This is a genomic window from Enterococcus sp. DIV0170 (assembly GCF_051710765.1).
GTDB lineage: Bacteria > Bacillota > Bacilli > Lactobacillales > Enterococcaceae > Enterococcus_A > Enterococcus_A raffinosus.
In genome coordinates this window covers 3,152,606-3,175,870 of sequence record NZ_JBIOLG010000001.1, presented here as the reverse complement: position 1 = coordinate 3,175,870, position 23,265 = coordinate 3,152,606, and the positions used below count along the sequence as shown (strand labels likewise).

At 41.1% G+C, this 23,265-nt stretch carries 22 protein-coding genes and 1 pseudogene; 14 read left to right on the top strand and 9 right to left on the bottom strand.

Annotated features, from left to right (window positions below):
- Positions 1 to 48: 48 nt before the first annotated feature.
- The 3 genes from rpoC (at position 49) to msrA (ending at position 5,686) form a co-directional block, all read left to right on the top strand.
- Positions 49 to 3,702, top strand: coding sequence for a DNA-directed RNA polymerase subunit beta' (rpoC, locus tag IGI50_RS15355; RefSeq protein ID WP_438777541.1), 3,654 nt, complete (start codon positions 49 to 51; stop codon positions 3,700 to 3,702).
- Between the two features lie 213 nt (positions 3,703 to 3,915).
- Positions 3,916 to 5,016, top strand: a complete 1,101-nt coding sequence (locus tag IGI50_RS15350; protein ID WP_010744342.1) for an LCP family protein — start codon at positions 3,916 to 3,918, stop codon at positions 5,014 to 5,016.
- Between the two features lie 145 nt (positions 5,017 to 5,161).
- Positions 5,162 to 5,686: a peptide-methionine (S)-S-oxide reductase MsrA gene (gene msrA / locus IGI50_RS15345; RefSeq protein WP_438777540.1), complete on the top strand. Its 525-nt coding sequence runs from the start codon at positions 5,162 to 5,164 to the stop codon at positions 5,684 to 5,686.
- Here msrA and IGI50_RS15340 read toward each other — a convergent pair.
- The gene (locus tag IGI50_RS15340) at positions 5,668 to 6,069 is read right to left on the bottom strand and encodes a prepilin peptidase (protein ID WP_438777539.1); all 402 of its coding nucleotides are present in this window, start codon (positions 6,067 to 6,069) and stop codon (positions 5,668 to 5,670) included. The genes msrA and IGI50_RS15340 overlap by 19 nt on opposite strands.
- Positions 6,070 to 6,120: 51 nt before the next feature.
- A pseudogene (locus tag IGI50_RS15335) lies at positions 6,121 to 6,285 on the bottom strand (prepilin peptidase); the annotation flags it as partial.
- Positions 6,286 to 6,484: 199 nt separating this feature from the next.
- On the opposite strand from IGI50_RS15335, the gene IGI50_RS15330 reads away from it, so the two are divergent.
- A complete protein-coding gene (locus tag IGI50_RS15330) occupies positions 6,485 to 6,952 on the top strand; it encodes a Dps family protein (RefSeq protein WP_010744344.1) in 468 nt (155 codons plus the stop codon).
- A gap of 41 nt (positions 6,953 to 6,993) precedes the next feature.
- Here IGI50_RS15330 and IGI50_RS15325 read toward each other — a convergent pair whose 3' ends face one another.
- The 3 genes from IGI50_RS15325 to IGI50_RS15315 form a co-directional block, all read right to left on the bottom strand.
- On the bottom strand, positions 6,994 to 7,698 hold the full coding sequence (locus IGI50_RS15325; protein ID WP_438777538.1) for a transposase: 705 nt from the start codon (positions 7,696 to 7,698) through the stop codon (positions 6,994 to 6,996).
- Positions 7,691 to 9,220, bottom strand: coding sequence for a DUF1538 domain-containing protein (locus IGI50_RS15320; protein WP_438777537.1), 1,530 nt, complete (start codon positions 9,218 to 9,220; stop codon positions 7,691 to 7,693). Before IGI50_RS15320 ends, IGI50_RS15325 begins: the two co-directional genes overlap by 8 nt.
- Before the next feature lie 86 nt (positions 9,221 to 9,306).
- On the bottom strand, positions 9,307 to 10,056 hold the full coding sequence (locus IGI50_RS15315) for a MurR/RpiR family transcriptional regulator (RefSeq protein ID WP_218256233.1): 750 nt from the start codon (positions 10,054 to 10,056) through the stop codon (positions 9,307 to 9,309).
- A gap of 147 nt (positions 10,057 to 10,203) precedes the next feature.
- Between IGI50_RS15315 and pfkB the strand changes: the two genes are divergently transcribed.
- From pfkB to lacD, 4 genes are read left to right on the top strand one after another with little or no spacing between them, the layout of a single operon-like run.
- Entirely contained in the window at positions 10,204 to 11,154 is a 951-nt protein-coding gene (gene pfkB / locus IGI50_RS15310) for a 1-phosphofructokinase (RefSeq protein ID WP_438777536.1), read from the top strand.
- Positions 11,136 to 12,578: a PTS fructose transporter subunit IIC gene (locus IGI50_RS15305; protein ID WP_438777535.1), complete on the top strand. Its 1,443-nt coding sequence runs from the start codon at positions 11,136 to 11,138 to the stop codon at positions 12,576 to 12,578. The genes pfkB and IGI50_RS15305 overlap by 19 nt, the downstream gene beginning before the upstream one ends.
- Positions 12,579 to 12,591: 13 nt before the next feature.
- Positions 12,592 to 13,050 carry a PTS sugar transporter subunit IIA gene (locus IGI50_RS15300; RefSeq protein ID WP_438777534.1) on the top strand — a complete coding sequence of 153 codons (459 nt, stop codon included), beginning with the start codon at positions 12,592 to 12,594 and terminating at the stop codon, positions 13,048 to 13,050.
- Positions 13,047 to 14,021 carry a tagatose-bisphosphate aldolase gene (lacD, locus tag IGI50_RS15295; protein ID WP_438777533.1) on the top strand — a complete coding sequence of 325 codons (975 nt, stop codon included), beginning with the start codon at positions 13,047 to 13,049 and terminating at the stop codon, positions 14,019 to 14,021. The genes IGI50_RS15300 and lacD overlap by 4 nt, the downstream gene beginning before the upstream one ends.
- Positions 14,022 to 14,061: 40 nt before the next feature.
- Here lacD and argH read toward each other — a convergent pair whose 3' ends face one another.
- Entirely contained in the window at positions 14,062 to 15,432 is a 1,371-nt protein-coding gene (gene argH / locus IGI50_RS15290; protein WP_438777532.1) for an argininosuccinate lyase, read from the bottom strand.
- A 395-nt stretch (positions 15,433 to 15,827) separates the two neighbouring features.
- Positions 15,828 to 17,036, bottom strand: a complete 1,209-nt coding sequence (locus IGI50_RS15285) for an argininosuccinate synthase (protein ID WP_010744353.1) — start codon at positions 17,034 to 17,036, stop codon at positions 15,828 to 15,830.
- A 351-nt stretch (positions 17,037 to 17,387) separates the two neighbouring features.
- Between IGI50_RS15285 and rplM the strand changes: the two genes are divergently transcribed.
- On the top strand, positions 17,388 to 17,816 hold the full coding sequence (gene rplM, locus IGI50_RS15280) for a 50S ribosomal protein L13 (protein ID WP_192926194.1): 429 nt from the start codon (positions 17,388 to 17,390) through the stop codon (positions 17,814 to 17,816).
- Between the two features lie 15 nt (positions 17,817 to 17,831).
- Positions 17,832 to 18,224: a 30S ribosomal protein S9 gene (rpsI, locus tag IGI50_RS15275; protein ID WP_010744355.1), complete on the top strand. Its 393-nt coding sequence runs from the start codon at positions 17,832 to 17,834 to the stop codon at positions 18,222 to 18,224.
- A gap of 361 nt (positions 18,225 to 18,585) precedes the next feature.
- Here the strand turns inward: rpsI and IGI50_RS15270 are convergent, their stop codons facing one another.
- Entirely contained in the window at positions 18,586 to 19,749 is a 1,164-nt protein-coding gene (locus IGI50_RS15270) for a site-specific integrase (protein ID WP_104858522.1), read from the bottom strand.
- A gap of 253 nt (positions 19,750 to 20,002) precedes the next feature.
- On the opposite strand from IGI50_RS15270, the gene IGI50_RS15265 reads away from it, so the two are divergent.
- Positions 20,003 to 20,578, top strand: a complete 576-nt coding sequence (locus IGI50_RS15265; RefSeq protein WP_061053482.1) for a tyrosine-type recombinase/integrase — start codon at positions 20,003 to 20,005, stop codon at positions 20,576 to 20,578.
- Between the two features lie 14 nt (positions 20,579 to 20,592).
- Here IGI50_RS15265 and IGI50_RS15260 read toward each other — a convergent pair whose 3' ends face one another.
- Positions 20,593 to 21,513 carry a hypothetical protein gene (locus tag IGI50_RS15260; protein ID WP_225869332.1) on the bottom strand — a complete coding sequence of 307 codons (921 nt, stop codon included), beginning with the start codon at positions 21,511 to 21,513 and terminating at the stop codon, positions 20,593 to 20,595.
- A gap of 122 nt (positions 21,514 to 21,635) precedes the next feature.
- Between IGI50_RS15260 and IGI50_RS15255 the strand changes: the two genes are divergently transcribed.
- From IGI50_RS15255 to IGI50_RS15245, 3 genes are all read left to right on the top strand, one after another.
- Entirely contained in the window at positions 21,636 to 21,851 is a 216-nt protein-coding gene (locus IGI50_RS15255) for a hypothetical protein (RefSeq protein ID WP_061053480.1), read from the top strand.
- 412 nt (positions 21,852 to 22,263) lie between these two features.
- Positions 22,264 to 22,836: a recombinase family protein gene (locus IGI50_RS15250; protein ID WP_061053479.1), complete on the top strand. Its 573-nt coding sequence runs from the start codon at positions 22,264 to 22,266 to the stop codon at positions 22,834 to 22,836.
- A gap of 200 nt (positions 22,837 to 23,036) precedes the next feature.
- On the top strand, positions 23,037 to 23,252 hold the full coding sequence (locus tag IGI50_RS15245; RefSeq protein ID WP_061053478.1) for a hypothetical protein: 216 nt from the start codon (positions 23,037 to 23,039) through the stop codon (positions 23,250 to 23,252).
- Positions 23,253 to 23,265: the final 13 nt, after the last annotated feature.

The window sequence follows — 23,265 nt, the reverse complement described above, 5'->3', positions numbered from 1 at the left end:
GCTATCCCCTAGCTGACTTACGATAAAATGAAATGGAGGGAAACCCTTTTGATCGATGTAAATAAATTCGAAAGTATGCAAATAGGTTTGGCTTCTCCTGAAAAAATCAGAAGCTGGTCATACGGTGAAGTAAAAAAACCGGAAACCATTAACTACCGTACATTGAAGCCTGAACGCGAAGGGTTATTCGATGAAAGAATTTTTGGGCCAACCAAAGACTGGGAATGTGCCTGTGGGAAATACAAACGGATCCGTTACAAAGGGATTGTCTGCGACCGTTGTGGTGTTGAAGTCACTCGTTCGAAAGTTCGCCGTGAACGGATGGGTCACATTGAATTAGCAGCTCCTGTTACACATATCTGGTATTTCAAAGGAATTCCTTCTCGGATGGGTCTTGTGCTAGACATGAGTCCACGTGCGTTGGAAGAAATCATCTATTTTGCATCGTATGTCGTAATCGATCCAGGTAATACTAGCCTAGAGAAGAAACAATTATTGACTGAACGTGAATACCGTGAAAAACGTGATCAATACGGTCAAGAATTCCATGCGGCAATGGGTGCCGAAGCTATCAAACAATTATTAGATCAAGTAGACTTAGATGGAGAATCAGCAGAATTAAAAGAAGAATTGAAAACGGCTCAAGGTCAAAAACGTACACGGGCAATCCGTCGTTTAGATGTTTTAGAAGCGTTCCGTTCTTCTGGCAATCAACCAGGCTGGATGGTTATGGATGTTATCCCTGTCATTCCGCCAGATCTACGTCCAATGGTTCAATTAGAAGGGGGTCGTTTTGCGACTTCTGACTTGAACGATCTATACCGTCGTGTAATCAACCGTAACAACCGTTTGAAACGTTTGTTAGATTTGAATGCACCAAACATCATTGTTCAAAATGAAAAACGAATGCTGCAAGAAGCAGTCGATGCCTTAATCGATAATGGTCGTCGTGGCCGTCCAGTTACTGGACCTGGTAACCGTCCATTGAAATCTTTGTCTCACATGTTGAAAGGGAAACAAGGTCGTTTCCGTCAAAACTTGCTGGGTAAACGTGTCGATTACTCTGCCCGTTCCGTTATCGTTGTTGGACCTTTCTTGAAGATGTATCAATGTGGTCTGCCAAAAGAAATGGCGATCGAATTGTTCAAACCTTTCGTAATGAAAGAATTGGTTCAACGTGAAATTGCTTCAAATATCAAAAATGCAAAACGTAAAATCGAACGTCAAGAAGACGTTGTATGGGATGTCTTGGAAGAAGTAATCAAGGAACACCCAGTATTGCTTAACCGGGCACCTACGTTGCACAGACTAGGTATCCAAGCCTTCGAACCAATCTTAGTTGAAGGTCGCGCGATTCGTCTTCACCCATTAGTATGTGAAGCCTACAATGCCGATTTCGATGGAGACCAAATGGCTGTCCATCTACCACTAGGAGAAGAAGCACAAGCGGAAGCTCGTATGTTGATGTTGGCCGCAACACACATCTTGAACCCTAAAGATGGTAAACCAGTTGTTACCCCATCTCAAGATATGGTCTTGGGGAACTATTACCTAACAATGGAAGAAGAAGGCCGCGAAGGTGAAGGAATGATCTTCCGTGACATGAATGAAGCTGTTTTAGCTTGGCGTAATGGCTACGTTCACTTGCATTCACGTGTGGCTGTTGATCCTAATACTTTAGGCGACAAACCATTTACTGAAGAACAAAAAGAACGTATGCTGATCACGACCGTTGGGAAAATTATTTTCAACGAGATCATGCCGCAAGAATTCCCTTACTTGAACGAACCAACTGATTTCAACTTAACGCAATACACCCCTGACAAATACTTTGTTGAAAAGGGTGCAGATATTCCAGCAGCGATTAAGGAACAAGAAATCATCTTGCCATTCAAGAAGAAAAATCTTGGAAACATCATCGCTGAAGTCTTCAAACGTTTCAAAGTCACGGATACATCAATGATGCTTGACCGTATGAAAGACTTAGGCTACAAACATTCAACACATGCTGGTATGACCGTTGGTATCGCAGATATCATGGCGCTGGCAGAAAAACAAGAAATCATCGACAACGCCCACAAACAAGTTGGCACGATCACGAAACAATTCCGTCGCGGGTTGATTACTGACGACGAACGTTATGAACGTGTTATCGCTGTTTGGAATGCGGCAAAAGATGAAATTCAACAACGACTAATGGAATCTTTAGATGCGAAGAACCCAATCTTCATGATGTCTGATTCTGGAGCCCGTGGTAACATCTCCAACTTTACTCAGCTTGCTGGTATGCGTGGACTGATGGCCGCTCCGAATGGACAAATCATGGAATTGCCAATCATCTCAAACTTCCGTGAAGGTCTATCTGTCTTGGAAATGTTTATCTCTACTCACGGGGCTCGTAAAGGGATGACCGATACCGCCTTGAAGACAGCCGATTCAGGTTACTTGACTCGTCGTTTGGTTGACGTTGCCCAAGATGTTATCGTACGTGAAGAAGATTGCGGTACTGACCGCGGGTTGGAAATCTCTGCGATTCGCGAAGGAAACGAAATCATCGAATCATTAGAAGAACGTCTAGTTGGACGTTATACACAAAAATCTGTTATGCATCCTGAAACAGGTGAAGTGTTACTACCTGCAGACGCATTGATCAGTGAAGCAGATGCGAAACGCATCATTGACGCTGGCGTTGAGAAATTAACGATCCGCTCAGTCTTCACATGTAATACGAAACATGGTGTATGTAAACATTGTTACGGACGCAACTTGGCAACTGGCGACGACGTTGAAGTCGGTGAAGCAGTTGGTACCATCGCCGCTCAATCAATCGGTGAACCTGGTACTCAGTTGACCATGCGTACATTCCATACCGGTGGGGTTGCCGGAGACGATATCACACAAGGTCTTCCTCGTGTCCAAGAAATCTTCGAAGCACGTAATCCTAAAGGTTTGGCTGTTATTACCGAAGTTACCGGTGAAGTTGTTGAGATCGCTGAAGATGCAGCAACTCGTACGAAGGAAGTTACCGTTAAGGGTGCAACAGATACTCGTACGTACACAGTTCCTTACACAGCTCGTATGAAAGTCGTTGAAGGGGACATGATTCACCGTGGGGCACAATTAACAGAAGGATCAATCGATCCAAAACACTTGCTGCAAGTTCGCGATGTTATCTCTGTTGAAACGTACCTGTTACGTGAAGTACAACGTGTTTACCGTATGCAAGGGGTAGAAATCGGCGATAAACATATTGAGGTAATGGTTCGTCAAATGTTGCGTAAAGTCCGCGTCATGGACCCAGGCGACACAGATATCTTGCCAGGTACTTTGCTTGATATTGCTGACTTTAAAGACCAAAACTACAATACTTTGGTTGCTGGTGGCACACCTGCGACATCTCGTCCAGTCTTGCTTGGTATCACCAAAGCATCATTGGAAACAAACAGCTTCTTATCTGCCGCATCATTCCAAGAAACCACTCGTGTGTTGACGGATGCTGCGATCCGCGGTAAGAAAGATCCATTACTTGGATTGAAGGAAAATGTTATCATCGGTAAGATTATCCCTGCCGGTACAGGTATGGCGACATACCGTAACATGGAACCAAAAGAAGTCGTTGTGGCAAGCGAAAATGTTTACAGTATCTCTGATATTGAAGCGCAAATGGCTGCTGAAGACGCTTTGAACAATCCATTAAGTTAAGCTACCTATAGAGGAAGGCCACAAGATTCAAAAGAATCTTGTGGTCTTTTTATTTTCGCGCTATTATAGGAAGGTATCTGGCGAAATGGTAGCGGTCACTTTGATCAGATATTAAATTTCGTTTAGAGCATAAAAGAAAGACTATTGTCAGAACCGCTTTTGTGAGAAAATGACGGAAACTATTATTAGTACGTAAAATTTTTGAGGTGCTACATGAGCAGAACAAAGAAAATTATTTTGATTGTTGTGGGCGTCATCGTGCTGCTTGTTGGGGCTGCGACGGTTTACCTGTTGAAGGTAAATAGTGATGTGGATCAGGCAATCAGTAAAATGACGAAGAAAGTCAATTATAAAAATACTCGATCAGATACGGTCGATTTAAAAAGCGGCGAACCTTTTTCGATTCTTCTAATGGGGACGGATACAGGGGATAAAGGACGAACCTATCAAGGGCGTTCCGATTCTATGATGCTGGTAACGATCAATCCAAAGAAAAAGCAAACCATGATGACGAGTTTGGATCGAGATATTTATACTCAGATCGTTGGATATAAGGGTGACGAGAATAATTATGTCGCAAAAGGCGACACCTATTATGACAAGCTGAACGCGGCTTATTCGTTAGGCGGCACGAAGATGGCGATTGAGTCGGTGCAAGAAATGATGGACGTTCCTGTCGATCATTATATCGAGATCAACATGAAGGGCTTGAAGACGTTAGTTGACGCGGTGGGCGGTATCGAGGTCGACAATAAGATTGATTTTACATTAGATGGCGTTCATGTGAAAAAAGGCAAACAAACCTTAGATGGAAGACATGCGTTAGAATATGTACGGATGCGTCATGAAGACCCTAAAGGCGATGTTGGCCGACAAGCACGACAACGAGAGATTTTATCGAAGATCGTCCATAAAATTTTGTCCGTCAATTCTGTCACGAAGTATAAAAAATACCTGCATGCGGTAGAAGATTACGTACGGACTGACCTGAGCTGGAGTGAGATGCTGACGGTCGCAAAGGATTATACCCCAGCAGCTGAGAATATCAAGCAGACCCAAGTAGAAGGCCAGGGTGAAATGATCAACGATATTTACTTCCAAATTTTAGGATTAAATAATTTATTGGAAGAACAAAACCTTGTGAAGAAGCAGCTAGATTTGCCTACGAAGAAAAAGTTACCGAATCTAGACGAGGACGACGACAATCAATTGTTCTTTGATGATAGCGAAGTAGATAAGATCAGTGCAGGCACCCATTATGATTATACTGGGTATGGCAAGATCCTTTATCCCATCGACAAGGATAATTATTAAAGAGAGTAAATGAAGCAGCGGGTGTGACAACATTCTTGTCACACCCGCTTTCTAGTTACGTTAAAGATTGAGAAGTCCTTCTTAAGCAGAATCGTTTCATTTTTCTCAAAAATGGTTATGATGAAAGCAAAAGGGGGACGATTTTATGACAGAAGAAAAAGCAATTTTTGCTGGCGGCTGTTTTTGGTGTATGGTGAAGCCGTTTGATCAAATGCCCGGTATCAAAAAAGTAGTTTCAGGCTATACGGGCGGACACGTGCCCAATCCAACCTACGAAGAAGTTTGCAGTGGGACAACAGGTCATACTGAAGCAGTGGAAATCACCTTTGATCCAGCAGTGATTTCTTACGAGCAGCTGGTGGAGATTTATTGGCAGCAAACAGATCCAACGGATGCCTTTGGTCAATTTGCGGATCGTGGCGATTCTTATCGTCCAGTGATTTTTTATGCTTCACCTGAACAAAAAGAAGCGGCAGAGGCATCTAAGGCACGACTTCAGGCAAGTGGGCGCTTCAGTGCACCGATTGTTACAGCAATCGAACCAGCACAGCCTTTTTATCCAGCCGAAGAGTATCATCAAGATTTTTACCAAAAAAATCCTGAGCATTATGCTGCCTATAGCGAAGGCTCAGGTCGACGCGGCTTCATTCGTCAAAATTGGGAAGCGTAATGGCTTTTCAAAAGTAAAACTAAGAGCCCGATAAACAAAAAGGGTAGAAACGGTAGACGCTCTGGGGGATTCTTACGAAGCGCATGATAGCCGAAAAAGACTAATCCGCTCAGCGATGCGATGAATAACAGCTGCAGCAGCTCGTAGCCGGATAGAAAGAAGCTCCACAACCCGACCACCCAAAGATCTCCCGAACCTAAGCTGTTTGGGAGAATTTTTTGGCTAAGGTAAAAGAGGCCGCAAACAGCCAACGGATGAGTCCAATAAATAGGAAAAAGAAAGAATCCGCTAATGAGTAAAAGAATGCCCGTTGCGAAAAAAATTCGCATCTCCACAATCAAATAATCCCAATCGATCACCGCTAAGACTAATGAACTGAACAACCAAAACAAGGTCCAAAGATTGTCCCACTGATATTCCTGTAAAAAAAGCCAACAGAGAAGGCCGCAAAATAATTCCAGCCAGAAGCTGCGTTTCGAAAATTTTTGCCGGCAGTGGATACACTGAAATCCTTGAAGCAAAGCAGAGACTAAAGGAATCATTTCGACTGGTCGAAGTCTGTGCTGGCAATGGTCACAGTGTGAAGGCGGATAAAGCAGCGATTCGTTTCATGGAACCCGGGTACAAACGACCGCTAAAAAGGACCCGATAATTGTTCCAAAGATGAAATGTAGGATTGTTCTCACCTCCCTTTTTCAATAAGATACGAAAAGCAAGCAAAATTCCAGCATTTTCTTTGTGCTTTTGCCATAATTGTATTATGCTTTTAATGGAAGATAAATTAGGAGGTATGAAGGAATGAAATACGAAAAAACAAAAGAAGTATTGAACCAACTAGTTGCAGACTTGAGTCAAATGTCCATGGTCATTCACCAAACTCACTGGTATATGCGCGGCCCGGGCTTCTTGACATTACACCCAATGATGGACGATTTCATGGATGACGTGAACGATCAATTGGACGAAATTTCAGAACGTTTAATCACATTAGACGGCTCACCTTACTCAACATTACGTGAAATGGCTGACCAAACAAAAATCCCAGACGAAGTAGGACGTTGGGATCGTACAATGGAAGAACGCTTAGCTACGCTTGTTGACGGCTACCGTTACTTAGCAGACCTTTACCAAAAAGGGATCGACGTAACAGGTGAAGAAGGCGATGATCCAACACAAGATATTTTCATCGAATTCAAAACAGCGACTGAAAAACGTATTTGGATGATTCAAGCACATCTAGGAAAAGCGCCTGAAATCGATGCTTAATTCAAAAAAAGGTTCTCATCAATAAGATGAGAACCTCTTTTTTATAGCGATGGATCAGAATTTAAGCCAATCACACTATCCACGGGAATCGAGATCAAGATGCCCTGCGCGTCACTTTGGAGACCGCATTGCTTGCTGATAGCTTTCATGATCGCCATTTTTTTGTCGTGCTCGACTAAGATGTAGACCATCTCTTTTTCAGGCTGGATACTGATCCCCCATTTTTTCAGAGTTTCTTGAGAATCAAGCCGTCGAGCGTGGACGACCGTTCCGCCAGCCGCGCCAGCTGCAGTAGCGGCCACCATGACCTCCTCGCTGTACCCTTGATTGATGGTGACCATGAGTAAGCTGTGTTTTGCCTCCTGGATCATCTGTTTTTCCTCTCTTTCCATGTGATGTTGAATCTTGTCCTGCATTTCTGAGTCTAAGATTTTCGTGATATAGCTGCTTGCTCCAGAAATAGGGAAAGTAAACGCGCAGCCTCTGTTAGGTTTATGAAGACATAAGCCTTTTCCAAGAGCGGATAATAGACCTGGGACACATTTTTTTAAAACGGGACACATGAAAATCGCTTTTTCGGAGGTGCCTAATCCGAGGTAGTCCATGACCTCGTTTGTCGCCGTTCCTTCTCCGATACATAAATAGTGGACGGGTGTTTTTTCCGCTTCAAAAATAGCATGGGCTTTTTTCTTATCTTTTAAATCTATAATCAATGTCAACATTTGAACAGCCGGTTTATTATGCATCCTCTTCAGTGTCCTCCCATTCTTCGATTTCATTCAATTCATCTATTGTTAACGCCGAATTTTGTGCAGCCTTGCCTTCGCGCCATTTAAAAACAAGCCCCATAATCTGAATAGCGATTAATGGTGTCAATGCGACAAGCGCCACAACACCGAAAGCATCCGCCATAATATTGCCGTCCAAAGATTCGCTGACGCCAATACAAAGAGGGAGCAGGAAGGTACTGGTCATTGGTCCGCTCGCAACCCCGCCGGAGTCAAAGGCGATACCGATGAAGATTTTTGGAACAAAGCGGGACAGAAGCAGGGCAATCAGATAGCCTGGGATAATAATCCAATAAATGCTGACGCCTGTGATGGAACGTGTCATCGCCAAGCCCACACTGACTGCCACCCCGATGGAGAGACAGATATTCATGGAAGAAGCGGAGATCGATCCGCCAGTAACATTTTCAACTTGGTGATTCAATACCTGAATGGCTGGTTCGGCCTTTACAATAAAGTAACCGATCAGCATCCCGATAGGAATGAGCAGACATTTGTATTGGCTAGCCGCTAATTCGCCCCCCAATAAACTGCCGACTGGAGCAAAACCGATGCTCACACCGGTTAGAAAAAGGACCAGCCCAATATATGTGTAGATGAGCCCCACGATCATACGTATGTACTGTCTGTGATGGTACCGACGACTGATAAGCTGAAAGATAAAAAAGAGCAGAGCGATCGGCAGCATCGAAATAAGGACTTCTTTTGCAAAATGCGGCAGCTCAAGCATAAACTCCCGCATGACATCTTGTGTCGTACTGACATCAAGAAACTCTGTAGGCGTATAGGAAGCATCCGTCGGTTGAAAGAAGATGCCTAGTAATAAGACGGCTAGAATGGGCCCGATGCTTGAAATCGCAACTAAACCAAAGCTGTCGTCAGAAGCATTTTTATCGCTTCGCACCGATGCCAACCCGACCCCTAAAGCTAAGATGAAGGGAACGGTGATCGGACCTGTAGTAGCCCCGCCTGAATCGAAGGCGACAGGGACAAAATCGTTTGGTGTAAGAAAAGAAAGTAAGATTACCAACAAGTATAGCACCATCAGTAAGAGGGATAAATTGATTTTGAATAAAATTCGCAAGACAGCGATGGTCAAACAAATCCCCACGCCGATCGCCACCGTCCAAACCAGTAAATTACTGGGGATCGCCGGCATTTGATCAGCCAATACTTGTAAATCAGGCTCTGCGATCGTAATAACCGCGCCGATAATAAAAACACTGAAAGCTAGTAGTCCGATTTTTTTACTTTTTGAGAGCTGGATCCCCATCCCTTCACCGAGAGGGGTCATGGACATTTCCGCCCCCAGCTGGAAAAATCCCATCCCAATAATAAGCATCACTGCCCCCATGAGAAACATGGCAAAGGTCCCAATCTCCATTGGAACAAGAAAAACACTTACCAGCAGCACCGTGATCGTAATCGGCAAGACTGCGGATAACGATTCAGAAATATTTTCTTTTAATTTTTGATTCATCGTTTCACTCCTTTTTCTGTTTTGGACAGAGGAATGTTGGTTTGCATCCAAAAACTGTAGGTCCTCTTTGTTGACTACAGCAATTTTTAATTATCCGTCACACGCAGCGCATAGGAATCCAGCAGAATCCGTGCAATAATCTGCAGCGGCAGGCGTGAGCGTACTTCGTAATCTGGAAAATAGGAGCCTTCAGACTTGAAGCCGACCAAGGCGATCTCGCAATAATTCATCAGGCTAGAGGTGTTGTTCGCTGTTAGCAGGATAGAGCCGATCTCCGCGTCGTAGCAGTTTTTAGCGGCGACGACCAGCTCCTTTGTCTCACCGTTTAGAGAGATAAAAATGACGATGTCCTGTTTGGTCAGTTTTCGACTGATATTTTTAATAATTTCCGGATCGGTATGCATTTGACAATTTTTTCCGATCAATTGGAATTTCACCATCATTTCCTGACCGATCATCTCCGAAAAGCCTCGCGCAAAGATAAATACCCGATCCGCGAATTTTATTTTTTGGATCGCATCCTCGATATTGCCGATTTTCATCATATTAATCGTTCGAACAACCTCTTGCTCATTTTTTAAAATCGCTCGCCGAATGCCTTCATCGACTTTATCTAAGGAAGAGAAGTTGATGTTTTTGTTTTCCTGCTCTTTTAAATGGTGTTTGAACGCAGTGAAGCCTTCATAGCCTTTCTTTTTCATCGTTCGCACAATCGTAGCCGTAGAAACATTGGCCTGCTCGCTCAGCTTGACGATGGAATAATTAGGGACTTCAAGAATATGGCTTTCAATATAGTCCCAGAGGTATTGTTCCGTTTCGCTTAATTTGTGATCCATTGTTTTACTAACCCTCTTTCAGCATCACGTTATATAAAAAGTATCACGTTTCATAAAAAGATGTAAAGCTTTTCAATGAATTAGCGAAAATATGAAAACCTTTTCGGTGTGGAACGTTGCATAATAGGCTCAAGGAGGTCGTCACTCATGTCTATCTATACATGCACTATGAATTTAGCCATTGATCTATTTATTGAAACAGACACCATGGATCCTTTTGTCGTGAATCGAACGAAGGATGATGATATCCAAGCAAACGGAAAAGGCGTGAATGTTTCCCTCGTCTTAAAAATGCTGGGAATTCCAACGACGGCATTGGGTTTTCGCGCAGGGTTCACTGGAAACTATATAGAAGATTATTTACAGGAAAAAGCGATTCAAACAGATTTTATTGAAGTTCCAGGGATGACTCGCATCAATGTCTTCACACAAGTCAATCAAACAGGGGAGGAATACAAATTAGTCAATCAAGGGCCGGAGATCCCACCTGAAAAGGTGCAGGCCTTTTTGGATCAGATCAGGAATTTACAGGCGCAGGATTATCTATGTATCTCAGGAAGTTTGCCACGAGGTGTAGCGCCTACGATTTTGGTCGAGATCAGTCGAATCTGCGAAGAACGCGGCATTCATTTGATCATTGACAGCAGCTATCAAGAAGTCATGGACTGTTTGCCTTACCACCCGTTTTTACTGAAGCCAAATGAAGAAGAGCTGGCGTCCTGGTTTGGACAAGTCATTGATACAGAGGAGGCTTATTTATTTTATGGGCAGCAATTATTAGCGGCCGGCGCGCAAAATGTACTGCTGTCACTTGGCGGAGAAGGAGCCATTTTTTTCACACAAGATAAAATTATTCGAGGAAATTCGCCAAAGGGAAAAGTAGTCAACACGGCCTGTGCAGGGGATACCTTATTGGGAACCTTTTTAGCTGGCCATTTCAACCATCAGCCGCTGGAGGAAACATTGCGTAAAAGCTTAGCGGCTGGCAGCTCGACAGCTTTTCGTAAAGGTCTGACAGATTTTTTAGATGTAGAAGCCTTAAGTAAACAAATTGAAATCAAAGAAGAGAGGGTAAAATCATGGGAAATTATCAATTAATCGCAGCAACAGGGTGTCCGACAGGCATTGCTCATACTTATATGGCACAGGAAGCATTGGAGCAGGCGGCGAAGAAAAAGGGCGTAACGATCAAAGTTGAAACACACGGACAGATCGGAGTCGAAAATGAATTAACCGCAGAAGAAATCAAGAATGCGGAGGCCGTGATTATCGCGGCAGATAAGGATGTCCATCCAGAACGATTTGCAGGCAAACGAATCATTGATGTTTCTGTGAGTACGGGGATTAAGGATGCCGAGCGCTTGATTGACGACGCGCTGGCCGGAAAAGGATCGATCGCCACAGAGAATCATTCAGTGGATGCGTTAGAGCAGGAAACAGGAAGCGGTACGAGTTTTGGTCGCAGCATTTATAAAAACCTGATGAACGGTGTTTCCCATATGCTGCCGTTTGTTGTTGCCGGAGGGGTTTTGATCGCCATCTCCTTTGCTGTCTGGGGAATCTATTCCTTTGATCCAGAGAATGCCCAGTATAACGCGACAGCCGCTATGCTAAAAGCTGTCGGTGATGCGGCGATGGGGATGATGGTTCCCGTATTAGCCGCGTATATCGCAGAGGGAATCGCGAAACGACCAGGGCTAGTTGTAGGTTTTGTCGGCGGGATCGTCGCAATGAATGGCGGTACTGGATTCTTAGGCGGGATTTTAGCCGGGTTCCTAGCGGGATACTTCATTTTATTCCTGCAAAAAGTTTTAGAGGTGCTGCCAAAACAGCTAGACGGTTTGAAAGCCATCTTCTTATATCCAGTTATTGGTGTAGCGGTGATCGGGATCGTGATGTCTTTACTCGCAGGGCCGATGAAAGCCGTGAACGAAGGAATGATGAGCTTTTTAGCTGGCTTTGAACATTCGAATCCTTTAGTCCTTGGGGTGATCGTTGGCTGTATGTGTGCCTTTGATATGGGTGGTCCGATCAATAAGGCAGCCTATGTAACAGGAACGGCATTATTAGCGCAAGGAAATACGACCTTTATGGCAGGCGTTTCAGCAGCTTGTATCGCACCGCCGTTGATCACAGGATTCGCGACCTTATTCTTTGGAAAATATTTCGATACGAATGATCGCAATGCGGGTCTAGTCAACTTCATTTTAGGCTCTACCCATATTACAGAAGGTGCGATCCCATTTGCGGCAAAGGACCCGATTCGCGTATTGCCAACGATGATGCTGGGGTCATCAATTGCGGCAGTCCTAACGTATATGTTCGGTGTGCAAGTACCAGCACCTCATGGCGGTTTCTTAGTATTGCCAGTTGTGACAGGGAAATTCCAATGGGTGTTCTCGATTCTCATCGGTTCTATTATCGGTGGAGTCATTTTGGGATTGATCCAAAAGAGCAGTGTCGCTGCGAAAGAGAAAAAAGCCAATGCGGAACAAGCAGATAAATCAGCCATCGCAGAGTAAGGAGAGAACGAGTATGGGGATCATTCAAGAAGAAAACATCTTTTTACATCAAACACTGTCTACTCAAAAAGAAGCCTTTGAATTTTTAGCGAGACAAGCTGTGGCTTTAGGTATTTCAGCCGATGAGCAGCAGGTGTATCAGAAATTAGTCGCACGTGAAAATGAAGGAACGACCGGCATGATGGACGGCTTCGCGATTCCACATGCGAAGGATCAGTCGATCAAAGAACCCAGCATCCTCATCGTTACGCTGGATCAGGGAATCGAGTGGAACAGCATGGATGGTCAGCGGATCAACTTTGTCATTGTGTTGTTTATTCCTGATTCAGAGGCGGGAACGACTCATTTGAAATTATTATCCGCGGTCGCTCGGCTGTTGATGCGAAACGAAGTGACGGAACAGCTGAAAGTGGCGCAAACAAAAACGGAAATCGCAACATTACTAAATGAAAAAATAGGTGAGAATGAATGAAGACAATCAGTGCAGGAAAGAAGAAGTATTTAGATCAACTGACAAATGAAGCGGGAATCATTGGTGCGCTAGCGATCGATCAACGGGGCGCCTTGAAGAAAATGATCGGCAAATACAAGGAAGCAACGACAGATGATATCATCAAATTCAAGGAGCTGGTTTCTCAGGAGTTAACGCCCTATGCGTCGGCTATTTTGTTAGATCCAGAATATGGTCTGCCTGCCGCGGACGTGCGGGACGACCATTGCGGACTGCTGTTAGCCTATGAAAAAACGGGCTACGACGCGACAACCCCTGGACGTTTGCCCGATGTATTAAACGTTTGGTCAGTCAAGCGCCTGAAAGAAGCCGGTGCCGATGCCTGCAAATTCCTGCTCTATTACGATGTGGATGAGCCAGAAGCAATCAATGAGCAAAAGCGGGCTTATATGGAACGGATCGGTTCTGAATGTACCGCAGAAGATATTCCTTTCTTTTTAGAAATTGTGTCCTATGATGCTAAGATCACAGATACCTCATCCTTGGACTACGCGAAGGTGAAGCCCCGCAAAGTGATTGAAGCGATGCGGGAATTTTCTAAGGAACGTTATCAAGTGGATGTTTTAAAGGTAGAGGTCCCGGTAAACATGAACTTTGTTGAAGGCTATGGTCAAGAAGTCTGCTACAGCCAATCAGAGGCTGCGGCTTACTTCAAAGAGCAATCAGAGGCCACAGATCTGCCGTTTATTTTCTTAAGCGCCGGTGTCAGTGCAGCGCTGTTCCAAGAAACTTTACGCTTCGCGAAACAAGCGGGGTCAACCTTTAATGGGGTACTTTGTGGACGAGCAACTTGGGCGAACGGAGTAGAGCCCTTTGTAAAAGAAGGCGAAGGACAAGCAGTTGCCTGGTTATCCGAAGAAGGCAGACGAAACATTGAAGAATTAAATGCGGTATTAAAGGAAACGGCCACTTCTGTTTATACGAATGCATAAGAAAAACGACTGCCTGTAGCGGGCAGTCGTTTTTAATGTCTTATAAGGCTTCTTTCGCCAATTCAATTTGTTTTTTGACTTGGTCGAAGCCAGTACCGCCTAAAGAATGACGACGTGTGACAGCCGTTTTAGAAGACAAGGTGTCGTAGATGTCCTCTTCGATCACAGAATGGATGGCTTGATATTCTTCTAACGGCACATCCTGCAGGAAAATCCCTTTTTGGGTGCAGGCCAAGACCAATTTCCCAACGATCTCATGAGCTTGACGGAAAGGGATGCCCTTCGCCGCTAAATAATCCGCCAGCTCCGTCGCATTAGAAAAATCTTTTTCTGTCGCATCGTGCATAGTCTGGGTATGGACCTTCATGGTATCAATCATCCCGGCCATGATGTCTAAGCTAGTCGCTACCGTATGGACTGTATCGAACATACCTTCTTTGTCTTCTTGCAGGTCCTTGTTATAAGCCAACGGTAGCCCTTTTATGACGGTTAATAAACCAATCAAATCACCGAAGACACGCCCAGATTTTCCACGGATTAGTTCCGCCATGTCGGGGTTTTTCTTTTGGGGCATAATGGAGCTGCCCGTCGAAAACGTATCGGTTAATTCAATAAATTTAAACTCATGGCTGCACCATAGAATGATCTCTTCACAGAAACGAGAGAGATGCATCATTAAGATCGAGCTGTTGCTTAAAAATTCAAGAATAAAGTCACGATCGCTGACCCCATCAAGACTGTTCATGTAAATATCCGCAAAGCCCAGTTCATCCGCGGTCATATGACGATCAATCGGAAAAGTCGTGCCCGCAAGCGCCGCGCAGCCTAACGGAGAGATATCCACCCGCTTAAGACTTTCCTCAAGCCGTGCCTGATCCCGCGTCAGCATCCCGTAATAGGCCATTAAATGATGCCCAAAGGAAATCGGCTGTGCATGCTGCAGATGGGTATAGCCTGGCATGATCGTTTCAACATGTTCTTCGGCTTTATTGACTAGGACCGCACGAAAATGATGAACCTTCTCGATAATCTCAGCCAAATGCTCCTTCAAGTATAAATGCATGTCGGTAGCGACTTGGTCGTTTCTGCTGCGAGCGGTGTGAAGCTTGCCGGCGACAGGTCCGATCTCGTCATGAAGCATTTTCTCCAAGTTCAAATGAATGTCTTCATTTTCAATCGTAAAGGTTAATTCATTCTTTGCCGCTTTTTCTGCTAATATAGTTAATCCTGCGGTGATTTGCTGCGCCTCTTCTTTAGTGATGATACCTGTTTCCCCAAGCATTTTAACATGAGCCAAACTGCCGGTAATGTCTTGTGTCGCTAATTGCTGGTCAAAGGGGATGGAAGCCCCAAATGCGTCGATCCAAGCCTCATTTTTGCCATCAAAACGCCCGCCCCAAAGTTTTGCCATAATAGTTGTCCTCGCTTTTCTTTTATAATCAGTATATAAGAAGTGTATTGCTAAAAAAAGACCGACTAGTCGGTCTTTTTCAGCGAAGTATCACACTTTTCTTTTTCTAGCATGCAGGCTAGCTCTCTTCGACAATAAGCGAAAATTTTGAGAAGTCTGAAGAGCGACTTATCAAAATTTTTGTCTTATTGCTCAAGAGCTGAACGAGCCTGCGTAGCTTTTAGTCTAGGGAGGAGGCATCTTCTCAGATACCTCAGGATGAAAACATTGCTGGTTTCCTTATTTCCTGACCGGAAAAGAAACTCTCCTAAGAGCAATGGCAAGATGTGAAACCGGACGGCCTTATTTACCGGCAAGTAAAAGCCGCCTCACATCTGGTTCCACTTGCAATTTCATTAAATACTCGGTTGTTTATTCTCCGCCTGGATTTCAGCGTGTACCTTTGTTGGCAAGCCCCATAATTTAATGAAGCCGATCGCTGCATCTTGATCGAAGGTATCAGCAGACGTATACGTCGCCAAGTTTTCGTTGTATAAGCTGTTGTCAGATTTACGTCCTTCAACGATGACATTGCCTTTGAAGAGTTTTACACGCAATACGCCGTTCACGACTTCTTGGGATTGTTTCAAGAAGGCGATTAACGCGTCCATCGTCGGGTTGAACCACAATCCGTCATAGATCATTTGGCAAAGCTGTTGCTCAATAACTGGTTTGAAATGCGCCATCTCACGAACAAAGGTCAGATCTTCCAATTCCTTATGTGCCTTCATCAACACTTCTGCACCGGGACATTCGTAAACTTCACGCGATTTGATGCCCACTAGACGATTTTCAATATGATCGATTCTGCCGATACCATGTACGCCGGCAATCGTGTTCAGTTTCATGATTAATGTCGCTAAAGATAATTCTTCCCCATCCAACGCTGTCGGCACCCCTTTTTCAAAGGTGATCTCAACGATCGTTGGTTTGTCTGGTGTATCTTCTAATTCAGCAGTGATGGCATAAGCTCCAGCTGGTGGAGTAGCCCAAGGATCTTCTAAGATGCCGCATTCGCAGGCACGTCCCCATAAGTTTTGGTCGATGGAGTAAGGATTGTCTAGATCCGCTGGGATCGGCACGCCTTTTTCAGCCGCGTAATTGATTTCTTCTTCACGAGACCATTTCCATTCACGAACTGGGGCGATGATCTTCAAGTTTGGATCAAGGGCAGCGATGGAAACTTCAAAACGAACTTGGTCATTTCCTTTTCCCGTACAGCCATGAGCGATGGTCGTTGCTCCTGTCTGATGTGCTAACTCCACTAATTTTTTCGAAATCAATGGACGAGACAATGCTGAAACTAATGGGTAAGAATTTTCATAGTAGGTATTGCCTTGCAGCGCAATTAATACGAAGTCCTGCGAAAACTCTTCACGCGCGTCAATGGCGTAAGATTCAATCGCACCGACTTGCAGTGCTTTTTTCTTAATAAATTCAGTGTCGCGGCCTTCTCCAATATCCAAACAGCAGGCAATCACGTCGTATCCTTCATCGACGAGCCATTTGATTGAGACTGAAGTATCTAGACCACCTGAGTATGCTAAAATCACTTTTTCTTTCATCCTGATTGCTCCCTTATCGCTTTTTCATTAAAATCTAATTAATGTGTTGAAGCAATATTAGCATCGTAAAATACAAAAAGCAAGCACTTTTTAAATATTTATGCAAAATATTTTTAAAAATACGTTTCTTTATTCAGTTTGGTGTGTATATTAGCATTCATTTTGTATAGTAGAAACACGCAGCGTAAATGAAAAGAATTTGCGTTTTCAAAGAGAAAAACATTGACATGCCAAGGCTTAGCAAGTATTATGGTAAATGGTATTGTTTGCCCCACGAGAGCCCCGGAAACTCAAGTGTTTGTCAAACATTCGAAATCGAAATTGGAGGAAAAAAACGTGCGTACAACATATATGGCTAAGCCAGGCGAAGTAGAACGTAAATGGTACGTAGTAGACGCAACTGATGTTCCTTTAGGACGTCTTTCAACAGTTGTTGCATCTGTACTACGCGGCAAAAATAAACCAACATTCACACCACATGTAGATACTGGTGATTTTGTAATTGTAATCAATGCAGATCAAGTTAAATTAACAGGTAAAAAGGCAACTGACAAGATTTACTACCGTCACTCAAACTTCCCTGGTGGATTGAAATCAGTCTCAGCAGGCGAATTGCGTGCTAAAAATTCTCGCCGTTTGGTCGAAACTTCTGTTAAAGGTATGCTTCCTAAGAACACTTTAGGTCGCGCTCAAGGCATGAAACTTCACGTATACGGTGGAGCAGAACATCCACATGCAGCACAACAACCAGAAGTCTTAGACATCACAAACTTAATTTAATAGGAGGGAAATTCATTGGCACAAGTTCAATATAGCGGCACAGGCCGTCGTAAAAATGCAGTTGCTCGCGTACGTTTAGTACCAGGAACTGGTAAAATTACTGTAAATAAAAAAGACGTTGAAGAATATATCCCACATGCTGACCTACGTTTAGTAATCAACCAACCATTTGGCGTTACTGAAACAGCAGGTTCATACGATGTATTCGTAAACGTAAACGGTGGGGGCTACGCAGGTCAAGCCGGCGCTATCCGTCACGGTATCTCACGCGCTTTATTAGAAGTAGATCCTGATTTCCGCGCACCATTAAAACGCGCTGGATTACTTACACGTGATTCACGTATGGTTGAACGTAAAAAACCAGGGTTAAAAAAGGCAAGAAAAGCAAGTCAATTTTCAAAACGTTAATCCTTATTACATCAAGGATTTCAAGACATCATCTATTTGGATGGTGTCTTTTTTTAGCTAAATTTCTTAAAAAATGGGTCTATTTTACAGACCCTTTTCTATATAAACTGTTTTCGAGACTTGGAAAAATCTGTTATTTTTAAATTTTATTTAATTCTAATGTTTACTATGTTTTTAGCAGTGTTAGGTAATGCGAAAGTATAAAATTGTTATCGAATTATGATTTTTACCTTTGGGACGTAAAACATTGTGTTTTATGTATCTTTTGTTGGTTTAGAATGTATAGAAAGTCTTTAATAGGTGAATAGAAAATTTATTTTTGTTGAACTAAAAAAGAAGCTAATTCGTATGAACTAGCTTCTTAGCTATCTAAGTATAAAGCAAGTTTATTTGCTGTTTCTCTTTTAGTTTCAGTTGTGACATGAGTATAAATCTTTAAAGTTATATCACTATTAGCGTGTCCTAATCGGTCTTGAACTTCTTTGAGTGTTGCTCCTGCTTCAAATAATAGAGAACAATGAGTATGTCTAAATCCGTGAATTGTAATTTCTCTTATTTCTTTATTTTCTTTGGTTATTGTTTTCATACATCTATTAAGATAATCTGGGTCGAATGGTTGGTCTTTTTCATTCTTTAATGGAATATCTCTTGTAAATACTAAATGATTATCCTTAACATTAATATAGCGTGCCTGTTGTTTCTCTTTCCAAGTTTTTAAAATATTAGAAGTCGTAGGGTCGATGCTAATTACTCTATTGCTTTGTTCATTTTTAGTGTCTGATACGTAAGCAATGCGTTTAATCATCGTCATTGATTTATTTACGATAATACTGTCAGCACGTATATCAGACCATCTTAAAGCCATCAGTTCGCCTTTCCTCATCCCCGTAAAAGCCAATAATCGAAAAGCTGTAAACCACATATAATCATAGTTCTGCTCCAACACATCCAAAAAATTATTCAATTCATTCTTATCATAGTAATTTTCGGTATTATCACTTGATAATTCGACAGTATTAGCAATATTCATTCGAGATTTATTTATCTTTGGCATTGTGCATAGTCGCATAGGATTTTTTTGAATTAAATCTTTTTTTACTGCTAAATCAAGAATTTGTTGTGTGTAACCTTTTAAAGCTTTGTATTTATGATATTCTTTTGCCCACTTATTTAGTATTTGCTGACAAAATTCTGTAGTTATTTCATCAACATATTTTTTACCAAAAATGGGTAATATTTTTAATCTAAACAAATCAATTGTTCTATTGTATGTAACCAATCTGACAGAATCTTTATAGGTAATCAACCATTCTTTATACATATCCTGAAATGATAATTGAATATATTTTTGCTCAGATTCAATTTTCCCTTCTATTTCAGCTAGTTTTTCAAGTGCTTGTTTTTTTGTCGGGAATCCAGATTTTTTAATATATTTTTGTCTACCAAGGTAGTCTAACCCAAGGAAAAGCCTAAATTTATAGGCAGTTGCTCCATTTTTCTTTATGTATTTTTCTATTTTAGCCAAACCAATCGCTCCATTCTGAAGAAGTGTGCAGCGATTATACCTCACTTCAGAGTGGATATCGAGGATGTTCTACAAATTTGCAACCATCAAATTGTGATGCTATAACGGACCATGAAAGGGATACTTCTTCAATTAGTATCCATCACGAATCCTATTATATTAATGTTTCATTTTTGATTTATAGGGTGATGGATACTTTTGTATCAGAAATTAATAAAAGTATCCACCAAAATAGAAATAAGGGAGGCAAATTATGGGACAAAAAATGATAAATGTAAAACCAATAAAAAATAAAGAGGTCCTGAACCAATTTGGAAAAGAGTTAAAAAAAGGGAAGCATGGAAAACGAGACTATCTAATCATGGCAATCGGAATTAAAACAGGGTTACGGATTTCAGATATACTTAATTTAAAGGTTTCTGACGTGAAAAATAAAACACAAACAGAAATTATTGAACAAAAAACAGGAAAAAGAAGAACGTTGCATTTAAACAGATTGACCGTATCTATTATTGAATATTTAAATGAAGAACATGATTCTCAATCAGAATGGTTATTTCCAAGTCCTTCAGATAGAAGTAAACCCTTGGCTAGTCATCAATATTACAAAATCATGCAAAAAGTAGCTGATAGTATGGGGTTAGATTATATTGGCACACATACACTAAGAAAGACTTTTTCTTATTTCTTTCTAAAGCATAATCGAGGAGATATTGTAACATTAATGAAAATTTTAAACCACAGTAGCCAAGCAGTAACTTTAAGATATGCTGGTATTGAAGAAGACGATATCAAAGCGAAATTAGAAGATTTTGACCCGTTTAAATAAAAAGGCACAGTCGATTAAGATTGTGCTTTTTGTTTGTCCTTTTTTATTTGGACAGTATTAAATTTTTGTTTGTTTTCCTCGCTTTTACGATACAAAGTGTGAGCATTGTCAAATTCATCTTTAGATAAAGAAAAATAGACAGAATCTTTCGAGTGAGAATATTTTGCTAAAAAGTAGTAAAAATCCATAATGGAAATTATTTGATTAAACTCATATTCTCTGTGTTCATTCTTTTTAAAATAAATAAGCTTATCTATTTGCTCAATGTAAACAAGGATATCTTCTCGGATATAATGGGTATTTCTCTCAATATTTCTGTAAGAAAAATCATCTAATTTAGATTTGAGAAACGGAAGGAATTCAATAGTAGGAACTGTCAAAATTTCTATGGTATCTAAAGAAGCTGTATAGTAGCTGTTTTTCGATTCCTCCGTCATACTTGAAGCGAGGATAGGAAATTTTGTTAGTTCATTTTTTACACATTCGACGAAAAAATCAGATTCAGCAGACTCATATGGTAATTGATTAATGAGTTGATTAGCTTGTTGTTTTAACCTTGTTATTGTTTTAAAACATGTTCTTCCTGACGAATGTGTTGATAGAAACAATTCTTTTTGTTTTTTTGAATTAGTAAAGACGGTTATCTTGTCTACATAGATATTAAATGTGTGTAATTTTTGAATGATGTTTGCTTGAGCATCTAATGTTTTTAAGTTCTTTAAGTCAAAGTTATTGGTATAAACAAATTGTTTGTGAAATCTCTCTTGTTGAATCCATTTTTGTCTTTTCAATGTGTCTAGTCGTGATGCTAAACTGATTCGATTGCATAAAAGCATTTTTTCTAAAGTTGATTGATAAATCCCTTCAGCATTATTTATTATTTGAAATAATTCTTCTGAATCAATAGCTCTTTTGTTTACAATTGGTGTGTTCATGTTCACTCCCTCCATTATTTTTTATATAGTGATTATTTAGCTTTGCTATTTCAAAAACGAAAATAGTGATTCTCGAAAGAATCCTTTATTTTTATCCATCAGAACAGTAGAGCAATAGGCTATTGGAATTTAAAGATTTTCCATTTGGCAAGCATTTAAAAAAATTATGGAGGTTTCCATTCGATTTTTTAAAAAACAGCATCAAAAATGATAGAGTTTTAAAAAAGTTATGCCAAAAGTTATCTTTTTGTTATCATTTGATTTTTGGAAAACAGCCTTTTATTAAGGATGATGTAGGGGTTACGGAGCCTAAAAAGAAAGGGCAATGTAGGGCATGAATGATAGAATAAAGGAATTGGTTCTCGCAACTATCCCTCGAAAGTATCCCAAATTTAAAAGTATCTACCCCTTCATTCCCGCTCCAGTATAGCATCATAAGAATAAAGATGAAAATTTGAATGTTGTGTTTCGAGTTGTTGACAAAATAAGAGTTTTTCTGCTAACAATTCCTGAAAGCGGTATAAAACAACTTTAAATAGAACGTTTCCATATAAAAGTAAAGACATAAGTGATTTTCTCGACAACGGTGGGGGATGATGCAATAATTAAAGATAACCTTGATATAGAAGACAATCCAGAATACTATCACCTGTACTATTATTTTTAAACCCTGACTGTGATAGTCAGGTAATTTTTGAATTTGAATAGCGTAGCACACTAAAATTTATAGACGAAAGGAGGAGAATCATTATGACAAAAACAATCGGTTATATTAGAACTAGTAAAAATTCACAAAATTTAGGTGTAGAAGTTCAAAAAGAAGCACTTATTCGTTATAAAATTGATGTTTTTTTTATCGAACAAGTGTCAGGAAGGAAAGAGAATCGAAAAGAATTAGATAAAGCTCTGAGGGAATTAGAAAAAGGAGATACGCTGATTATTTATAAGATAGACAGATTAGGACGTTCCACCAAGCAATTGGTCAATATCATGAGCGAGCTACAAGAAAGAGGAATCAATTTGATTAGTATCAAAGAAAATATTGATACATCGACACCGATGGGGAAGGTTATTTTTACTATATTATCGGCGATTGCCGAGCTTGAAGCCGATTATATATCGGAACGGACGAAAGAAGCACTGGCAATTCTCAAAGAAAATGGCGTGAGATTAGGTAATCAGGGATTAGACCGAAGAACTGTCAATAAAATTAAAAAGTTATATACAGAAACTGATTTAACCCAGAAAGAAATTGCCGAAAAATGTCATGTATGTATTAAAACCGTGTATAATGTAAAAAAACGGTATCAATTGACCAGATAACGCTTTTCATTATTCTACTTAATTTGGTATAATAATTGCCGGTAAGAGACGTTCGTTTGTTACCGATAGAGCCTAAAAAAATATAAATACATAGAACAGTTGATAACTCTGATGTTTTCTTTTCAGAAGTATCAGCTTTTTTTGTTGGTCTTAAACGAACGTTTCATTCATGCAGCTAAAATAAAGAAAGGGTTGATTATGTGGCATTAAAGGGTGGAAAAATCTTTCAAGAAATGATAGAGGTTCCTGACAAACAGGAAGGTGGTTGTTTAACAGCCAGTATAAGTTGGCTTATTGGATTTGCTATTATCATTGGGATTTTGGTATTAGGTTTCAATTTTTTGATGAGCCATCCAATTTTTTTATTTGGTTTTATCGCAGTAGCTCTATTTATTGGTGTGAAAGTAAGTAAATAATAAGATAGGTGTG

What these genes read in the sequence shown, in the direction of transcription:
- IGI50_RS15305 (WP_438777535.1), top strand. Translation starts at nt 11,136, where the DNA reads ATGGGAAATTATCAATTAATCGCAGCAACAGGGTGTCCGACAGGCATT.
- argH (WP_438777532.1), bottom strand. Translation starts at nt 15,432, where the DNA reads ATGGCAAAACTTTGGGGCGGGCGTTTTGATGGCAAAAATGAGGCTTGG.
- IGI50_RS15325 (WP_438777538.1), bottom strand. Translation starts at nt 7,698, where the DNA reads ATGCATAATAAACCGGCTGTTCAAATGTTGACATTGATTATAGATTTA.
- IGI50_RS15285 (WP_010744353.1), bottom strand. Translation starts at nt 17,036, where the DNA reads ATGAAAGAAAAAGTGATTTTAGCATACTCAGGTGGTCTAGATACTTCA.
- rplM (WP_192926194.1), top strand. Translation starts at nt 17,388, where the DNA reads ATGGCTAAGCCAGGCGAAGTAGAACGTAAATGGTACGTAGTAGACGCA.
- IGI50_RS15315 (WP_218256233.1), bottom strand. Translation starts at nt 10,056, where the DNA reads ATGGATCACAAATTAAGCGAAACGGAACAATACCTCTGGGACTATATT.
- msrA (WP_438777540.1), top strand. Translation starts at nt 5,162, where the DNA reads ATGACAGAAGAAAAAGCAATTTTTGCTGGCGGCTGTTTTTGGTGTATG.
- lacD (WP_438777533.1), top strand. Translation starts at nt 13,047, where the DNA reads ATGAAGACAATCAGTGCAGGAAAGAAGAAGTATTTAGATCAACTGACA.
- IGI50_RS15300 (WP_438777534.1), top strand. Translation starts at nt 12,592, where the DNA reads ATGGGGATCATTCAAGAAGAAAACATCTTTTTACATCAAACACTGTCT.
- IGI50_RS15320 (WP_438777537.1), bottom strand. Translation starts at nt 9,220, where the DNA reads ATGAATCAAAAATTAAAAGAAAATATTTCTGAATCGTTATCCGCAGTC.
- IGI50_RS15350 (WP_010744342.1), top strand. Translation starts at nt 3,916, where the DNA reads ATGAGCAGAACAAAGAAAATTATTTTGATTGTTGTGGGCGTCATCGTG.
- IGI50_RS15265 (WP_061053482.1), top strand. Translation starts at nt 20,003, where the DNA reads ATGGGACAAAAAATGATAAATGTAAAACCAATAAAAAATAAAGAGGTC.
- IGI50_RS15250 (WP_061053479.1), top strand. Translation starts at nt 22,264, where the DNA reads ATGACAAAAACAATCGGTTATATTAGAACTAGTAAAAATTCACAAAAT.
- IGI50_RS15330 (WP_010744344.1), top strand. Translation starts at nt 6,485, where the DNA reads ATGAAATACGAAAAAACAAAAGAAGTATTGAACCAACTAGTTGCAGAC.
- IGI50_RS15260 (WP_225869332.1), bottom strand. Translation starts at nt 21,513, where the DNA reads ATGAACACACCAATTGTAAACAAAAGAGCTATTGATTCAGAAGAATTA.
- pfkB (WP_438777536.1), top strand. Translation starts at nt 10,204, where the DNA reads ATGTCTATCTATACATGCACTATGAATTTAGCCATTGATCTATTTATT.